At 64.1% G+C, this 15,747-nt stretch carries 16 protein-coding genes; 10 read left to right on the top strand and 6 right to left on the bottom strand.

Going from position 1 to position 15,747, the window contains the following annotated elements:
* The first annotated feature begins 192 nt into the window (after positions 1-192).
* The gene (locus A9Z05_RS04020; protein WP_069616967.1) at positions 193-723 is read left to right on the top strand and encodes a DNA-binding protein; all 531 of its coding nucleotides are present in this window, start codon (positions 193-195) and stop codon (positions 721-723) included.
* 7 nt (positions 724-730) lie between these two features.
* On the opposite strand, the gene A9Z05_RS04015 is transcribed toward A9Z05_RS04020, so the two are convergent.
* The 6 genes from A9Z05_RS04015 to A9Z05_RS03990 form a co-directional block, all read right to left on the bottom strand.
* Positions 731-1,954 (bottom strand): hydantoinase/carbamoylase family amidase, encoded by a 1,224-nt coding sequence (locus A9Z05_RS04015; protein ID WP_249190651.1) that lies wholly within the window; start codon positions 1,952-1,954, stop codon positions 731-733.
* A gap of 110 nt (positions 1,955-2,064) precedes the next feature.
* Positions 2,065-3,099, bottom strand: a complete 1,035-nt coding sequence (locus A9Z05_RS04010; protein ID WP_084044103.1) for a dihydroorotate dehydrogenase — start codon at positions 3,097-3,099, stop codon at positions 2,065-2,067.
* Entirely contained in the window at positions 3,092-3,946 is an 855-nt protein-coding gene (locus tag A9Z05_RS04005; protein ID WP_069617019.1) for an oxidoreductase, read from the bottom strand. Before A9Z05_RS04005 ends, A9Z05_RS04010 begins: the two co-directional genes overlap by 8 nt.
* Before the next feature lie 70 nt (positions 3,947-4,016).
* The gene (locus A9Z05_RS04000; protein ID WP_069616965.1) at positions 4,017-5,264 is read right to left on the bottom strand and encodes an MFS transporter; all 1,248 of its coding nucleotides are present in this window, start codon (positions 5,262-5,264) and stop codon (positions 4,017-4,019) included.
* A 168-nt stretch (positions 5,265-5,432) separates the two neighbouring features.
* On the bottom strand, positions 5,433-5,756 hold the full coding sequence (locus A9Z05_RS03995; RefSeq protein ID WP_069616964.1) for a hypothetical protein: 324 nt from the start codon (positions 5,754-5,756) through the stop codon (positions 5,433-5,435).
* 85 nt (positions 5,757-5,841) lie between these two features.
* Positions 5,842-6,897, bottom strand: a complete 1,056-nt coding sequence (locus A9Z05_RS03990; protein WP_069617018.1) for a porin — start codon at positions 6,895-6,897, stop codon at positions 5,842-5,844.
* Between the two features lie 361 nt (positions 6,898-7,258).
* Between A9Z05_RS03990 and A9Z05_RS03985 the strand changes: the two genes are divergently transcribed.
* From A9Z05_RS03985 to A9Z05_RS03945, 9 genes are all read left to right on the top strand, one after another.
* On the top strand, positions 7,259-8,173 hold the full coding sequence (locus tag A9Z05_RS03985) for a helix-turn-helix domain-containing protein (RefSeq protein WP_069616963.1): 915 nt from the start codon (positions 7,259-7,261) through the stop codon (positions 8,171-8,173).
* Positions 8,174-8,842: 669 nt separating this feature from the next.
* On the top strand, positions 8,843-9,979 hold the full coding sequence (locus tag A9Z05_RS03980) for a muconate/chloromuconate family cycloisomerase (protein ID WP_069616962.1): 1,137 nt from the start codon (positions 8,843-8,845) through the stop codon (positions 9,977-9,979).
* Between the two features lie 35 nt (positions 9,980-10,014).
* Complete coding sequence (gene catC, locus A9Z05_RS03975; RefSeq protein WP_069617017.1) at positions 10,015-10,305, top strand: muconolactone Delta-isomerase; 291 nt, start codon at positions 10,015-10,017, stop codon at positions 10,303-10,305.
* Between the two features lie 74 nt (positions 10,306-10,379).
* The gene (gene catA / locus A9Z05_RS03970; protein ID WP_069616961.1) at positions 10,380-11,330 is read left to right on the top strand and encodes a catechol 1,2-dioxygenase; all 951 of its coding nucleotides are present in this window, start codon (positions 10,380-10,382) and stop codon (positions 11,328-11,330) included.
* A 116-nt stretch (positions 11,331-11,446) separates the two neighbouring features.
* Positions 11,447-12,805, top strand: coding sequence for a Rieske 2Fe-2S domain-containing protein (locus A9Z05_RS03965; RefSeq protein WP_069616960.1), 1,359 nt, complete (start codon positions 11,447-11,449; stop codon positions 12,803-12,805).
* Positions 12,802-13,290, top strand: a complete 489-nt coding sequence (benB, locus tag A9Z05_RS03960; RefSeq protein ID WP_069616959.1) for a benzoate 1,2-dioxygenase small subunit — start codon at positions 12,802-12,804, stop codon at positions 13,288-13,290. Before A9Z05_RS03965 ends, benB begins: the two co-directional genes overlap by 4 nt.
* A 39-nt stretch (positions 13,291-13,329) precedes the next feature.
* Entirely contained in the window at positions 13,330-14,352 is a 1,023-nt protein-coding gene (gene benC, locus A9Z05_RS03955; protein WP_069616958.1) for a benzoate 1,2-dioxygenase electron transfer component BenC, read from the top strand.
* On the top strand, positions 14,349-15,125 hold the full coding sequence (gene benD / locus A9Z05_RS03950; RefSeq protein WP_069616957.1) for a benzoate diol dehydrogenase BenD: 777 nt from the start codon (positions 14,349-14,351) through the stop codon (positions 15,123-15,125). The genes benC and benD overlap by 4 nt, the downstream gene beginning before the upstream one ends.
* Positions 15,126-15,210: 85 nt before the next feature.
* The gene (locus A9Z05_RS03945) at positions 15,211-15,609 is read left to right on the top strand and encodes a RidA family protein (protein WP_069616956.1); all 399 of its coding nucleotides are present in this window, start codon (positions 15,211-15,213) and stop codon (positions 15,607-15,609) included.
* Positions 15,610-15,747 lie beyond the last annotated feature (138 nt).

Raw genomic sequence — 15,747 nt, 5'->3', positions numbered from 1 at the left:
TCGCCTTCAGTCGATTTGAAATCTATTTTTTTAGACTAAACAAACTCAAGAAGAAATGCAAGCGCAAAAATTCGCAATTTTCGCGCGGATTTAGTGGTCCGGGCAGTCATGGCGACATCTCTGTGTATAATTAAAAAGACGAGCGGGCATGCTGACGACTTCTGGGCTTGTCTGCGAAACAGGAGGGGGAAGATGGCAATTATTGGCGTGATGGGCTCTGGCAGCAGCGAATGGCCGGAACTGGCGGAACCGCTCGGCACATGGATCGCCTGTCATGGCTTCGACCTGCTGACCGGCGCGGGACGGGGCGTGATGCTGTCCACTGCGCGGGCATTCGCCACCGTGCGCGAGCGCGCAGGGCGCTCGATCGGCATCGTGCCGAGCGAGACGCATCCGCTATTCGGCTTCATTCCGATCGCCGGCTATCCGAACCCGTTTGTCGATCTGCCGATTCTCACGCCGCTGCCGCGCAAGGAAGCCGGCGCGCCGGATTCCGCGCTCAGTCGCAATTACGTGAACGTGCTGACGAGCGACGTGGTGATCGCATTGCCGGGCAGCAAGGGCACGCTCGACGAGATACGCCTCGCCACGCGCTTCGCCAAGCCGTTGATGTGCATCGGTCCCGCAAGCGCGTTTGAAGGCGTGCCGGACGGCACGCGTATCGTCTCCGAGCTGGACGAAGTGTTCGCGTTTATCCGCTGTCATACCGCACCGGCGCAATAGCGCGCATTCAAAGACACCGGATCGTTTCCGCGAGCACGCCCACGCCCTTCATGAAGTCTGCGATGTCCATCGCTTCGTGAGGGTTGTGCGAGCCGTGCGCATTGCGCACGAACAGCATGCCGCTCGGCACGCCGGCGTTCGCGAACAGCGCGGCGTCGTGGCCCGCGCCGCTCGCCAGGGTCGCGACGGGAATAGCGAGGCGGTTGCACGCTTGCGTCAGCGCCTCGCGCAGGCGTGGGTCCATGCGCGCGGGCGCGCTCGTCAAGCGGCGGTCGAATTCGAATCTCACGCCGCGTTCGCGCGCAATCGAGTTGCACTCGGCCATCAACAGTTCGTGGAAGACGTTGAGCGTGTCGGTGCTTTCGCTGCGCGCCTCGAAACTGAAATGCACCTGGCCGGGAATCCGCGAGATCGAATGCTCCTCCTGATCGGTCGACACCATGCCGGTTGTCACCACCAGGTCGATATCGCGCTCCAGCAGCGAGCGCCAGTGATCGTCGAGCCGCGTGATCAGCTCGGCCACCGCGAAAATCGCATCATGCCGCAAACCACGCGGCACGGCGCCGGAATGACCCGCTTCGCCGATGCAGCTAATCGAGTTGTGGCGGATATTGCCGCGAATGCCCGACACCACCGCTACCGGCAGATCGCGCGCCACCATGACCGGACCCTGCTCGATATGCAACTCCAGATACGCATGCGCGCCACGCAGGTCGAAGCAAGGCTTCCGGGCTCTCACGGCGTCCACGTCGACGCCCGCCGACGCCATGCATTCGGCCAGCGTGCGCCCGGTGCTGCGATGCTTCATCAGCAGATCGTCGGGCTGCAGTTTGCCGAATAGAGCGCTGGATCCGATATACGCTTTGCCGAACCAGGCGCTCTCTTCACCGCGCAAGGCAATCACTTTCAACTGATGCCGCGAAGGACGTCCATTGCGCCGCTGATCGACCAGGCAGAGCAGACCGGCGACGATGCCGGCCAGGCCGTCGTAATTGCCGCCGTGCGGCACGGAGTCGAGATGCGAGCCGACCCAGATGGCGGGTGTACGGTCGTCGCTGTCGGGCAGGCTGAAGATCAGATTGGCCGCGTGATCGGCGGTGACGTGCAAGCCCTCCTGCTCGGCGTACTGCGTGAGCAGGCGGGCGGCGGCCGATTCGCTTTCGCCATAGCTCTCACGCGTGATGCCGACACCGTCGAACGACAACGCACGGGTTTCGTCGAACCACTGCATCGCGAGCGGCGTCAGTTCTTCAAGCGGGATCGGCGGAGCCGGCGGCGCAGGCGTCACTTCCGGCGAATACGCCGGTTCGCGCAGGCTGTTCAGGACTTCAGTATTTGCATTCATGGCATGCCGACCACATTGCGGTCGTGATGATGGTCGTGCTCGCTTTTGAGCGCCGGCTCGGCTCCGTTTGCAGGAGCCCGTGCATGGGCCGTCGCGCAGAATCGCGCCCAGCGTTCGTTCAACTGCGCGTCGAGTTCGACGCGGCCGGTCAACTCCGCGATGGCGTCGATACGCTGCTCGACGCAATACGCCGCGAGTCCGTCGATGATTGTCTGCATCACACCAGGATCGCGGAACGACGCCGTCCCGACCTGCACCGCGCTCGCGCCCGCGAGCATGAACTCGACGGCATCGTCGGCATTCTGGATGCCGCCGCAGCCGATCACGGGAATCGAAATCGCGCGATAGCACTGGTGCACCAGCCGCAGCGCGACTGGCTTGATCGACGGTCCCGACAGTCCGCCCATCACGTTGCCGAGCGAGGGCTTGCGCGTGCGCACGTCGATCGACATGCCCAGCACGGTATTGCCCATGACGACTGCGTCGGCGCCGGCCTCTTCGGCCGCGCGCGCGATCCGCGCGATGTTGCCCGCGTTCGGCGTGAGCTTGACCCACAGCGGATGGCGTGTGCGCCGCCTGACCGCGTCGACGACCTGCCACGTGGTCTGCGCGTCCATGCCGAAGGCCATGCCGTCCGCCTCGAGATTGGGGCACGAGATGTTGGCCTCGATCGCGGCCACCTCGGGCAGCGAGAGTGCTTCACAGGCTTGTGCGAAACTGTCGGCCGTATCCGCCGACACCGACACCACCACGGGCGTGCCGTAGCGGGTATATGCGGGCAGCACGTGATCGCGGTAGTGGTCGATTCCGCGGCTCGGGATACCGATCGAGTTGAGCATGCCGTGAACGGTTTCCGCCACACGCGGCGTCGGGTTGCCGGGACGGCTCACCGGCGACACGCTTTTGACGACCAGCGCGCCGAGTTGCTCGAGATCGAGCGCCTCGCCGTACTCGATCGCGAAGCAGCCCGATGCGGGCATCACCGGATTGCGCAGACGCAGCGCGCCGAGATTGACTGAGAGATCAGGCAAAATCCACCTCCGCCACGACGTCGCGAATGGCAAATACCGGACCTTCGCGACAGACGCGCTGAAAGCTGCGCGTTTCGCCGTCATCGAACATCCGCACGCAAGACAGGCACACGCCCATGCCGCACGCCATGCGCTGCTCCAGGGCCACTTCGCCGTGAATTCGCGGATGCTCGACAAGCAGGCGCTGCAGCAACGCCAGCACACGCTGCGAGCCGCAGGTGTAGACCGCATCCAGCCGTTCACGCGCAAGCAACGCACGCAGCAGCGGCTCCATTCGTTGCGGGTCCGACGAGCCGTCGCTGTCGAATACGCAATGGACCTCGGCGTCTGCACCGCGTAGAAACGCCTCGCGCATCAAGTCGCCCGGTTTGCGCGCCGACATCACAATGGTCAGGGCGATGCCGGCGTGTGCCGCGCGTCGCACCAGTGGCGCCATTGTCGCGAGACCCACGCCACGCGCCACCAGCAACAGCCGGCGCGCCGCGGGCGGAAGATGGAACGGCTGTCCAAGCGGGCCGACGATCGAGATGCGCGCGCCGTTCACGGACTGCGCAAGCGCGCGCGTGCCGACGCCCGTTACGTTGTAGAGAAATTCGATCTCTCCCGCGCCGGGTCCCATGCCGTAGACGCTCATGGGCCGCAACAGGAACGGCTGATGCTGCGCTGTCACCGGACACGTCAACTGATAGAACTGGCCGGCTTGCGTCGTGTGGGCGAGCGGTGCTTGCGCCCGTACACGCAGATAGCGGTAGCGGCTGTTGACTGCGCGATGCTCGACGATTTCACAATCGTGCGAGCTCACGCTCGCGGCCCATGAAGCGCCGCAGGAACACGGATCGTCACGCATGACGTCCTCCCGTTGATTGTTGGCATAACGGCCGCGAAAACGGTCGCCCATTTCTACTGCGCCGGACGATTTACTCGAGCGGCACGCCTTTCAATTCGGGAATCAGCACGAGCGTCGCCACCATGTCGAGCACGTATAGCGCGGCAAGCAGCGCAATCGCGATCTGAAACGAGTACTGCGCCGCAAGCGCGCCGACCACCAACGGCCCGAGTCCACCGATCGCGCGGCCCACGTTCCACAGAACGTTTTGCGCGGTGGCGCGCACACGGGTCGGATAGGCTTCGGACATCAGCGTGCCGTAGCCTCCCACCATGCCGTTGACGAACATGCCCATCAGCGCGCCGGCCCACAACATCGTGACCGCATCGGTCAGGCGCGAATACGCGATTACCATGACCACGGCGCCGAACTGATACAACAGGAAGGTCCGCTTGCGGCCGATCCGGTCGGCCAATTGCCCGAACAGCCACACGCCGCTCATCATTCCGATCACCGTCACCGCCGTCCACAGCCCCGACTTCGTCAGCGAGAAGCCCATCTGCTTCGACAGGAATGTAGGCATCCAGATCATGATTCCGTAGTAGCCGAAGTTCTGCACCGAACACAGGATGATGATGCCGAGACTCGTGCGCGCGGTGCGGCTGTCGGCCACCAGCAGACGAAAGCGCTGGGTCGTGCGCGCCGGCTTGCTGCCCTTCACGAACACTTCGGGTTCATGCAGCTTGTTGCGCAAGATCCAGGCTACCAGCGCCGGCAGCACGCCGACCGCGAATATGCCGCGCCAGCCGATGTGCTGAAGCAGAAGCGGCGTCAGCAGCGCCGCGAGCAGCACGCCGCTTTGCCAGCCCATCGCCACGTAGGACGACACCCGCGCCCGTTTGCTCGCGGGCCATGCTTCGGCGGCGAGCGCCATGCCGATGCCGAACTCGCCGCCCAGCCCAATGCCCGCAATCGTGCGGTACGCGAGCAGATCCCAGAAACCTTGGGCGAACGCGCATAAGCCCGTGAAGATCGCGAACAGCAGAATCGTCCAGGTCAGCACGCGAATGCGGCCGAAGCGGTCGCTCAACGCACCGAAGATCACACCGCCCGCCACCGCGCCGATCAGCGTCCACGTCACCAATGCGCCGGCCTGCTGGCCGCTGAGATGAAGCCCCGCCGAAATGGCCGGCAGCATGAAGCCGAGAATCAGCAGGTCGAAGCCGTCCATCGCGTAGCCGATTGCCGAGCCGGCCAGCACTTTCCACGCGTAACGCGACACCCGTTCCGGCGACTGCGGCGCCGGGATGGCCGCCGACGATTGAAGATTTGCTTCCATGATTATCCGTATGCGTGAGTGGTTGGCTTTCTACGACGCGACAGGCGATTCGGTTTCTGCGTGCCGTTCATTGTCGTTTTTTATCGACGGCGGGGACGGGCGCAGCTTGATCGGCCGCCGCCGACGGGACGCTTGCAGTGGCTGCGCCATTCGGTGGGCTCCGCACCGTCACACGACGAGGACTTGCGAAATGCCTGCGGCGAAGTGGTTCAGCGCGGCCAGGAGCGCCGCGTCGGATTCTCCGCTCGCGTCGCTCAAACGCTGCACATCGGCGCGTAAATTCACCAGAAACGTCCGCACCGTCGCCTGATCGACGGCGATACCCTCCTGACGCTCGGCGAACGTCGCCGCGGCCTGCGCGAGCAGGACCAGTGCAGCCGCTTCATGCCCGCCGGACGACGAAGCGTCCCTGCAACGTTCCGCAAAGCGGTGGATGTCCGAAAAACCGACCATGTCCTGAGCGAGCCATGCGTTGGCGATTGAGAGATTCATTTAATTTCTCCTTGTCTAAATATTTAGACTACTAGTGCAAATCAGAGAATGCAAGCATTGATTGAGCGACGAATGTGCGATGGCATCAGAAACGGGTGCGCATGCCGGCGCCATAAGTCACGCCGGTCGACTCGTTGTCGAAATGATCGAGCTTGATCGCGGTGTACAGGTCGGTGCGCTTCGAAAGCGGATAGTCGTAACCGAGTGCGCCGGTGCTGCGATGCTGGCCGTCCGTGGCGCCGCCGCTCGATCGGGTGTAGGCGTAGCTGGCCAGTAACGCACCGACGCCGATCGGCACGCTCACGCCGGCCTGCCCGGTATTGCCGTGGAAATTGCCGGTCCGTGAACGGTCTTCGACGTTCATGTATTGCGCGTAAAGCTTGACGAACCCGAAGTCGTACGAAACGTTCAGTTGAGCCGTGCTCTGACTGTAGAGTCCCGGCACACCGGTGAGCGTCTTGCCTAGATCGCCGGGTGTCGCGTTGAAATTCACGTACTGGTAAACCGCCGCGGCGGCGAACGCGCCACGCACGAAGTTGGCGTTGACGCTCCATTTCTTCGCGCCGTTCTCGCCCGCCGTATTGCCGAGCGCGTAGAGCACGCCCGCATTGAAGCCGCCCAACGTCGGGCTCGTGTAGCTCACCGCGTTGTTCCATGCGGAGTCGCCGACCACGCCTTCGGTGCCCAGACCTTTGAAAGTCTGGAAAATCATCGGCGAGAACGTGTATGAGTTGAACAACGGGTTGAACTGGATCGTCGCGAGATACAGCGGCGTTGTAATGCGGCCGGCGCGCAACTGGCCGAACTTCGTCGACAAGCCGACGAATGCGTTACGGGAAAAGAAACTGTCGCCCGTATAGCGGCCGTAAGCGCCGTTTTGCGGCTGAAAATAGCTCTCCAGCACGAAGAACGCCGAATTGCCGCCGCCCAGATCCTCCTTGCCGCTCAGGCCCCAGAACGAGGTCGACATCCCGCCGCCCTGATTGACCACGGCTGCCCGGCCACCGGGGTTTTTCACGGAGCCCACGAACACGTCCGCCATACCGTACAGCGTCACGTTCGATTGCGCATGGGACACCGGCATATTGACGGTGAGGCCGGCAGCGGTCAGCGCCGCCCAATGCTTGCGTTTGAAATTCATCACTTTGTCCTTTTCCGGCCGTTGATGGCTGGTGTCATAACCCGTGTCGCTGGAGCGGTCGCGCAGCCGACGGCATTTCGTCGTCTGCGCGGCCGACGTGTCCGACGGCATCGAGGTGCAGCCCCGCACGGCCGATCTGTCTATTTATTTAGACAGATCGGCCGTGTGTGACCCCCATTGCCAAGGACGCACTGCATGCGGTGATGCCGTGAAATCTGCGTCGCGCTTCCTCACGCGATGCCTTTCGAGCTAAAATACACGATCCAAAAAAATAGACAAAATAATTCATTGTCTATAGCCGGGACGCCGGGGCCGCGTGGCCGCCCCGCATTTCCTTGCGCAAACGTCAGAGGCCTTCAGAGTGACATCCTCCAGCACACGGAAAAAACGCCCGCACGGGGCACGCTTCGATTATCAAAGCATCGGCGAACGTCTACGTGCTTACCGGATGGCGGCCGAGCTGCGCAGCGAAGATGTCGCCGATCGGCTGAACATCTCGCGCGCCGCCGTGTACAAGCTTGAACGCGGCGAGATCGTCAAGGTCGACACACTCGAGCGCCTCGCGGCGCTGTTCGGCGTATCGCTTGCCAATCTGCTGGGCGTGGAAGTGGAATATCACGACTCGGCGGTCAGCTACTTCGAGCGGATGCGTCAACTGGAAAGCCGCTCGGCGCGCATCGTCGCCCATTTCGACCCTTTCTCGTTCCTGCTGACTTCCGACGAATACGACGGCTGGCTCACGCAGATGCTCCATGAAAGCATTCCGGCATCGCTGAACGACGTGTCGTGGCAACAGTTGCTGGCCCGCGTCACAGCCATCCTCGCCGAACGCAAGGCAGCATTCAGCCAGGCACGTCCCCATGTGACGAGTCTGATCGGCTTGCGTCAGATCGAACAGTTCCTGCATCACGGGATGGTGGGCCGCCTCGGTCTGCCTCCGGGCGTGCAGCTCGAACGGAAACTGGCCGCGCGCCGTGAAGTCATGCGCATCGTCGAGATGCTCGATCGCGATGTCGACGGCATTCATATCGGCATTGTCAGCGACAACATGCCGAGCGAAACCTTCCAGATCTTCGCGGACCAAGAGGAGACGTATGTCGCGACCTCGCCGTTTCGTCTCGGCGAGTTGCCAAATATCCGCACCGGTATCGCGACCATCACGACGGCGCCTGACGCGGTGACCATGTACCGCAAGATGATCGACCGTCTCTGGACCGATGCGGCCAAAGGAAAGGAAGGCGCCGATTTGCTGAAGAGCGTGCTTGATCGCGCCTGACCGGCGCAATGCGGGGCATCGACCCTTGCGCGAGAGCCGCTGATCCTGACGAATAGGGCTCGGTGGAGCCAGTTGCTCGTCCGGGTATTCGGTGGTGTCGGCGCAATAGGATTCGCAGCGGCCACGCTGATCCTTCCGGCCATTTCGCCCGAAGTTTCGCTCGAGTCAGTCCACCATAGCAACACCGCCGTCCCACCAAAACCAGGCCGCGAGCGCATGCCTGGCCGGCGGGTTGAATCCGCAGTCGATCGCTGCCGTCAGCTTCTGATGGAGCGGGGCGAACGTCGATATCCGCATACCGACTTCCTTCTGGACGTTTGCACAAACCGACGCCGAAGCCGAAGTCCCGACGGCCAGCCGCACCGTTTTTCCCTCAGGAAAACCCTGATCGGCTCACGCCGGCCGCCGGTTTCGGCTGGTTTTCCTGCTGCCGAAAGCAACTGCATTGCACTCCCGCCAAAGCGATGCCCCGAACTCGCACGACCCCGCTCCAGCAAGCCTTTCGGCCCGTACACCTAGCCAAAAAAGGTATGGCGCAGCGCAATATCCGCATCCCGACCTGCATTTCAATACCCGTCAGGTATCAAAAAGCCCGTCCAAAAGTATTGGACGCTCCAAATCCCGGCCGCGTATAAATCCGTCCCATGAACTCCCCACGCAGCGTGCCCCATGTCCCAAGTCACCGTCGAACGTATTGAAACCCGCCTCATCGACCTGCCGACGATCCGTCCGCACAAGCTGTCGGTCGCCACGATGCAAGGCCAGACGCTGATGCTGGTGAAAGTGCTGTGCAGCGACGGCGTGACCGGCGTCGGCGAAGGCACGACGATCGCCGGGATGGCCTACGGCCCGGAAAGCCCCGAAGCGATGAAGCTCGCGATCGACGCCTACCTCGCGCCGGCGCTCATCGGTCGCGACGCGACCCGCGTCCAGACGCTGATGGCCTTCCTCGGCAAGCTCGCGAAGGTCAATCACTTCGCGAAGAGCGCGCTCGAAACCGCGTTGCTCGACGCGCACGGCAAGCGGCTCGGCGTGCCGATCAGCGAACTGCTCGGCGGCCGCCGCCGCGATCGCCTGCCGGTTGCCTGGACGCTCGCATCGGGAAACACGGCCACCGATATAGCCGAAGCGGAACGGATGCTCGATGAGCGCCGTCACAACGTGTTCAAGCTGAAGATCGGCGCGAAGGCGCTCGACGCGGACCTCCAGCACGTGGCCGAGATCAAGCGGGCAGTGGGCGAGCGCGCATCGGTGCGGGTCGACGTGAACATGGCATGGAGCGAAACGCAGGCCGCGCGCGCGATTCCGGCGCTCGCCGATGCCGGCTGCGAGCTGGTCGAGCAGCCGGTGGCATCGGCCGCGGCGCTCGCGCGTCTGATGCGCCGCTTCCCGGTTGCGCTGATGGCCGATGAAATCCTGCAGGGGCCGGACAGCGCGTTCGAGATCGCGAAGCAGCACGGCGCGGACGTGTTCGCGATCAAGATCGAGCAGAGCGGCGGCCTCTTCGCCGCGCAACGCGTCGCGGCGATCGCGGATGCGGCCGGCATCGAGCTGTACGGCGGCACGATGCTCGAAGGCGCGGTCAGCACGGTCGCGTCCGCACATCTGTTCGCGAGCTTCGCGAACCTGCAGTGGGGAACGGAATTGTTCGGGCCGCTACTGATCACCGAAGAAATTCTCACGACCCCGCTCGACTACAGCGATTTCGAACTGACCGTGCCGACCGGCCCGGGCCTCGGCATCGAACTCGACGAAGCGAAGGTCGCGCGCTTCACCCGCGACGGGCTGACGAAAGTCTCCCGCTAACCCGCGCTAACGCGATGACGTATCAGGACATCACGATGCTTTTCCACGTACGCATGGACGTCAACCTCCCGGCCGACATGCCGGCCGGCGTGGCCGACGAAATCAAGACCCGCGAGAAGGCGTACTCGCAGGCGTTGCAGCGCAGCGGCAAGTGGCGCCACATCTGGCGCATCGCCGGCGAATACGCGAACTACAGCGTGTTCGACGTCTCCGGCAACGCCGAGCTGCACGAGATCCTGACCGGCCTGCCGCTGTTCCCGTACATGAAGATTTCGGTGACGCCGTTGTGTCGCCATCCGTCGTCGATCCGCGACGACGACGTTTGAACCACGGAGTTGCCGCTTCTCGGACAGCGAGCACGCCGGGTCACTATTCCCCTAATACACGTGGAGACACCATCATGAGCGTCAAGGTATTCGAAACCAAGGAAGTGCAGGACCTGCTGAAGGCCGCATCGAACGCGGGCGGGAGCGACGGAAATGGCACGAAAGGCGACGCACGCACGCAGCAGATCGTGCTGCGCCTGCTCGGCGATCTGTTCAAGGCGATCGACGATCTCGACATCACGCCCGATGAAGTGTGGGCCGGCGTGAACTACCTGAACAAACTTGGTCAGGATGGCGAAGCGGCGCTGCTCGCGGCCGGCCTCGGTCTCGAGAAGTATCTCGACATCCGGATGGATGCCGAGGACAAGGCGATCGGCCTCGACGGCGGCACGCCGCGCACGATCGAGGGGCCGCTGTACGTGGCGGGCGCTCCGGTGCGCGACGGCGTCGCAAAGATCGATCTCGACGCGGACGACGGCGCGGGCCCGCTCGTGATCCACGGCACGGTGAAGGATCTCGACGGCAAGCCGGTGGCCGGCGCGCTGGTCGAATGCTGGCATGCGAATTCGCACGGCTTCTATTCGCACTTCGATCCGACCGGCAAGCAGAGCGACTTCAACCTGCGCGGCGCGGTGAAGACGGGCGCCGACGGCCAATACGAATTCCGCACGCTGATGCCGGTCGGCTATGGCTGCCCGCCGCAGGGCGCGACGCAGCAACTGCTGAACCGTCTCGGCCGCCACGGCAACCGCCCGGCGCACGTGCACTTCTTCGTCGACAGCCCCGACCACCGCAAGCTGACGACGCAGTTCAACATCGACGGCGATCCGCTGATCTGGGACGACTTCGCATATGCGACGCGCGAGGAGCTGATTCCGCCCGTGACCGAAAAGACCGGCGGCACGGCACTCGGCATGAAAGCGGACGCGTACCAGGACATCGCGTTCGACTTCGTGCTGACGCCGCGCGTTCAGGGCAAGGACAACCAGATCGTCGACCGCCTGCGCGCGTCCGCCGCCGCATGACCGCCGGCGGCACGGCGGCGCGCGTGCGCCGCCGCTGCCGGCCGGTCCCCCGAGATTCAACCGATACCGATGCGAGCGTGCTTGCAGGACGCGGCACGCGCATGGGAGGAGCCATCATGTCCGTCACGATCGACCCTGCGAACGAACTGGATCACCTGCTCGACACCGCCGTGCAGGATGACAAGGAGGCCGGCATCTTCCGCTGCCGCCGCGACATCTTCACAAACGCGGAGCTGTACGAACTCGAGATGAAGCACATCTTCGAGGGCAACTGGGTGTACCTCGCGCACGAAAGCCAGATTCCCGACAACAACGATTACTACACGACGTGGATCGGCCGCCAGCCGATCGTCATCACGCGCGACAAGACCGGCGAGCTGCATGCGGTCATCAATGCATGTGCGCACAAGGGGGCGATGCTGTGCCGCCGCAAGCACGGCAACAAGGGCAGCTTCACGTGCCCGTTCCACGGCTGGACCTTCTCGAACACCGGCAAGCTGCTGAAGGTGAAGGACGAGAAGACGACCGAGTACCCGGTGCAGTTCAACACGCACGGCTCGCACGACCTGAAGAAGGTCGCGCGCTTCGCGAACTATCGCGGCTTCCTGTTCGGTAGCCTCAACGCCGACGTGCTGCCACTCGAGGACTACCTCGGCGAAGCGCGCGTGATCATCGACCAGATCGTCGACCAGGCGCCGAACGGGCTCGAAGTGCTGCGCGGCAACTCGTCCTACATCTACGAGGGAAACTGGAAGATGCAGATGGAAAACGGCTGCGACGGCTACCACGTCAGCACCGTGCACTGGAACTATGCGGCGACGATGAGCCGCCGCAAGGAGGACGGCACCAAGGCGGTCGATGCGAACAGCTGGAGCAAGTCGGTCGCGGGCGTGTACGGCTTCGACCACGGCCACATCCTGCTGTGGACCAAGACGATGAACCCGGAAGTGCGGCCCGTGTACCAGCACCGCGACGAGATCCGTGCGCGCGTCGGCGACGTGCAGGCCGATTTCATCGTGAACCAGACGCGCAACCTGTGCGTGTACCCGAACGTGTTCCTGATGGACCAGTTCAGCACGCAGATCCGCGTGGTGCGGCCGCTAGGCGTCGACAAAACCGAGGTCACGATCTTCTGCTTCGCGCCGAAGGGCGAGAGCGAAGCCGATCGCACGACGCGCATCCGCCAGTACGAGGATTTCTTCAACGTGACCGGCATGGGCACGGCCGACGATCTCGAGGAGTTTCGTGCGTGCCAGGCCGGCTATGCGGGCATCACGGCGATGTGGAACGACTTGTCGCGCGGCGCGCCGCTGTGGATCGACGGGCCGGACGAGAACGCGAAAAAGATGGGGCTGAACCCGCGCATTTCAGGCGAGCGCAGCGAGGACGAAGGGCTGTTCGTGTGTCAGCACGAACACTGGGTGCACGTGATGCGCGATGCGCTGAAGAAGGAGCGCGGGGAGGTGGCGGCATGAGCTTCGATTACCGGACGATTTGCGCGGCGCTGTATCGCGAGGCGCGCCTGCTCGACGATCGCGAGTGGGACGCGTGGCTGACCTGCTACACGGAGGACGTCACGTACTGGATGCCAGCGTGGGACGACGACGATCGGCCGACCGACGATCCGCAGCGCCAGATCTCGCTGATGTATTACGCGGACCGCGGCGGCCTCGAGGATCGCGTGTTCCGGATCAAGACCGAGCGCAGCGGCGCATCGACGCCGGAGCCGCGCACCAGCCACAACGTGACGAACGTCGAGGTGCTGGCCGAACGCGACGACGAGGTCGACGTGCGCTACAACTTCCACACGCTGAACCACCGTTACCGCGTGACCGATCACTTCTTCGGCACGATGTTCGTCACGTTGCGCCGTGCGGGCGACGCGCTGCTGATTTCACGCAAGAAGATCGTGCTGAAGAACGACTACATCCGGCAGGTGCTCGACGTGTATCACGTCTGACGCCGTTGGTTTGCCATGAAAGGAAGTGGAGGTGACGCGATGTCCAGCTACAAGATTGCATTGAATTTCGAGGACGGGGTGACCCGCTTCATCGACTGCAAGGCCGGCGAGAAGGTGCTCGACGCGGCCTTCCGCGCGAAGATCAACCTGCCGATGGATTGCTCCGACGGCGTGTGCGGCACGTGCAAGTGCCGCGCGGAAAGCGGCCGCTACGATCTCGGCGACGATTACATCGACGACGCGCTCACCGAGGACGAAAAGGACGGCGGCCTCGTGCTGACGTGCCAGATGGTGCCGCATAGCGATTGCGTGATCGCGGTGCCGACGTCGTCGGTCGCGTGCAAGACGGGGCAGAGCAGCTTTGCCGCCACGGTCACGAAGGTCGAGCCGCACAACGATGCGGCCGTCGTGCTCGAACTCGACGTCGGCGCGAGCGCGCCGGCGTTCCTGCCGGGCCAGTACGTGAACATCGACGTGCCCGCGAGCGGCCAGCATCGCTCGTATTCGTTCTCGTCCGCGCCGGGCGACGCGAAGGTGAGCTTCCTGATCAAGAAGATTCCCGGCGGCGTGATGAGCACGTGGCTCGCATCCGCGCAGCCCGGCGACGCGCTCGAACTGCACGGTCCGCTCGGCAGCTTCTATCTGCGCGACGTGCAGCGGCCGCTGCTGTTCCTCGCCGGCGGCACGGGCCTCGCGCCGTTCCTGTCGATGCTCGACGTGCTCGCGCGCAGCGGTTCGCGGCAGAAGGTGCACCTGATCTACGGCGTCACGCGCGATCTCGATCTCGTGCTGGTCGACGCGATCGAAGCGCTGGCGGCGAAGCTGCCGAACTTCAGCTTCGCGACGGTCGTCGCGGATGCCGCATCGAGCCATCCGCGCAAGGGCTGGGTCACGCAGCATATCCCGGCCGACGCGCTGAACGACGGCGACGTCGACGTGTATCTGTGCGGCCCGCCGCCGATGGTCGATGCGGTGCGTCAGTACTTCGACGACGCAGGCGTGAAGCCGAACAGCTTCCACTACGAGAAGTTCACCCCCAACGTCACGGCAAAGGCGGCATGACCATGCAACGATTCTCCGGCAAGGTCGTCGTCGTCACGGGCGCGGCGCAGGGCATCGGCCGTGGTGTCGCGCTGCGCGCGGCGGCCGAGGGCGGCAAGGTGCTGTTCGTCGATCGCGCGGATTTCGTCGCCGACGTCGCGGCCGAAGCGACCGGTGGCGAGGCGGCATGCTTCGTTGCCGATCTCGAAACCTATGAAGGCGCGCATGCGGCGATCGCGTGCGCGGCGCAGACGTTCGGCGGCATCGACATCCTGATCAACGGCGTCGGCGGCGCGATTCGGATGCGGCCGTTCGCCGAGTTCGAACCGGCGCAGATCGACGCGGAGATCCGCCGTTCGCTGATGCCGACGCTCTATGCGTGTCACGCCGTGCTGCCGCACCTGATTGCGCGCGGCGGTGGCACGATCGTCAACATCTCGTCGAATGCGACGCGCGGCATCCGCCGCGTGCCGTACTCGGCCGCGAAGGGCGGCGTGAACGCGCTGACGTCGGCGCTCGCGATGGAGTATGCGGAACACAACATCCGCGTCGTCGCCACCGCGCCGGGCGGCACCAGCGCGCCGCCGCGCCGCGTGCCGCGCAATGCGGCCGGCGATACCGGGCGGGAACAGGCGTGGATGGCCGAGGCCGTGAGGCAGGTGACCGAATCGACGTACTTCAAGCGCTACGGCAGCCTCGACGAACAGATCGCGCCGATCCTGTTCCTCGCGTCGGACGAGGCGAGCTATATCACCGGCACGGTGTTGCCGGTCGCGGGTGGGGATACGGGTTGAGCGGCGTACCGGTTGCCTTGATTCATCGACCGCCTTCATCGACAACCAGACGACCGGTGCGACGCCACCGGCCACGGAGACAATCATGCATGAACGCAAAGCCGTCGTTCCGATGGGAATGGAAGCGGTGTACGAGAAGATCGGCTATGCGCCGGGATTGAGGGTCGGCGATACGCTTTACGTATCCGGGCAGATCGGCCGCGACGCGGCGATGCAACTGGTCGAGGATCGCGAAGCACAGATCGTGCAGGCGTTCGAGAACCTGAAGCGCGTGCTGGAGGCGGGCGGTGCGACGCTTGACGACGTGGTCGACCTCACGACCTTTCACACCGACATGCGCGACCTGCCGTTGTTCATGCAGGTGCGCGACCGCTATTTTCATGCGCATCCGCGGCCGGCGTGGACGGCCGTCGGTGCCCACATGCTCGGCGGCGGGCCGGGGTACATCGTCGAAATCAAGGCGGTGGCGATGCTGCGGCGATGATCGACGGCTATCGTTGCGCGGGAATCCGGCTGCCGCCGACAGGGCCGCGCGCCCGACGCCTTGACGACACGCCGGGCACGACGACAACGGCTGAATTCGCCATGACGGTTTCCTTCGACACGATGAATGGCGGACGGA

The organism is Burkholderia sp. A2 (genome assembly GCF_001729305.1).
Classification (GTDB): Bacteria; Pseudomonadota; Gammaproteobacteria; order Burkholderiales; family Burkholderiaceae; genus Burkholderia; species Burkholderia sola.
The sequence above is the reverse complement of the archived record's forward strand: the minus strand, read 5'-3'. Positions and strand labels throughout refer to the sequence as shown.

Bases quoted from the DNA above. Each gene is read 5' to 3' on its own strand.
- A9Z05_RS04020 (WP_069616967.1), top strand. From the start codon at position 193: ATGGCAATTATTGGCGTGATGGGCTCTGGCAGCAGCGAATGGCCGGAA.
- A9Z05_RS04015 (WP_249190651.1), bottom strand. From the start codon at position 1,954: ATGCAGTGGTTCGACGAAACCCGTGCGTTGTCGTTCGACGGTGTCGGC.
- A9Z05_RS04005 (WP_069617019.1), bottom strand. From the start codon at position 3,946: ATGCGTGACGATCCGTGTTCCTGCGGCGCTTCATGGGCCGCGAGCGTG.
- A9Z05_RS04000 (WP_069616965.1), bottom strand. From the start codon at position 5,264: ATGGAAGCAAATCTTCAATCGTCGGCGGCCATCCCGGCGCCGCAGTCG.
- A9Z05_RS03995 (WP_069616964.1), bottom strand. From the start codon at position 5,756: ATGAATCTCTCAATCGCCAACGCATGGCTCGCTCAGGACATGGTCGGT.
- A9Z05_RS03990 (WP_069617018.1), bottom strand. From the start codon at position 6,897: ATGAATTTCAAACGCAAGCATTGGGCGGCGCTGACCGCTGCCGGCCTC.
- A9Z05_RS03980 (WP_069616962.1), top strand. From the start codon at position 8,843: ATGTCCCAAGTCACCGTCGAACGTATTGAAACCCGCCTCATCGACCTG.
- catC (WP_069617017.1), top strand. From the start codon at position 10,015: ATGCTTTTCCACGTACGCATGGACGTCAACCTCCCGGCCGACATGCCG.
- catA (WP_069616961.1), top strand. From the start codon at position 10,380: ATGAGCGTCAAGGTATTCGAAACCAAGGAAGTGCAGGACCTGCTGAAG.
- A9Z05_RS03965 (WP_069616960.1), top strand. From the start codon at position 11,447: ATGTCCGTCACGATCGACCCTGCGAACGAACTGGATCACCTGCTCGAC.
- benB (WP_069616959.1), top strand. From the start codon at position 12,802: ATGAGCTTCGATTACCGGACGATTTGCGCGGCGCTGTATCGCGAGGCG.
- benC (WP_069616958.1), top strand. From the start codon at position 13,330: ATGTCCAGCTACAAGATTGCATTGAATTTCGAGGACGGGGTGACCCGC.
- benD (WP_069616957.1), top strand. From the start codon at position 14,349: ATGACCATGCAACGATTCTCCGGCAAGGTCGTCGTCGTCACGGGCGCG.
- A9Z05_RS03945 (WP_069616956.1), top strand. From the start codon at position 15,211: ATGCATGAACGCAAAGCCGTCGTTCCGATGGGAATGGAAGCGGTGTAC.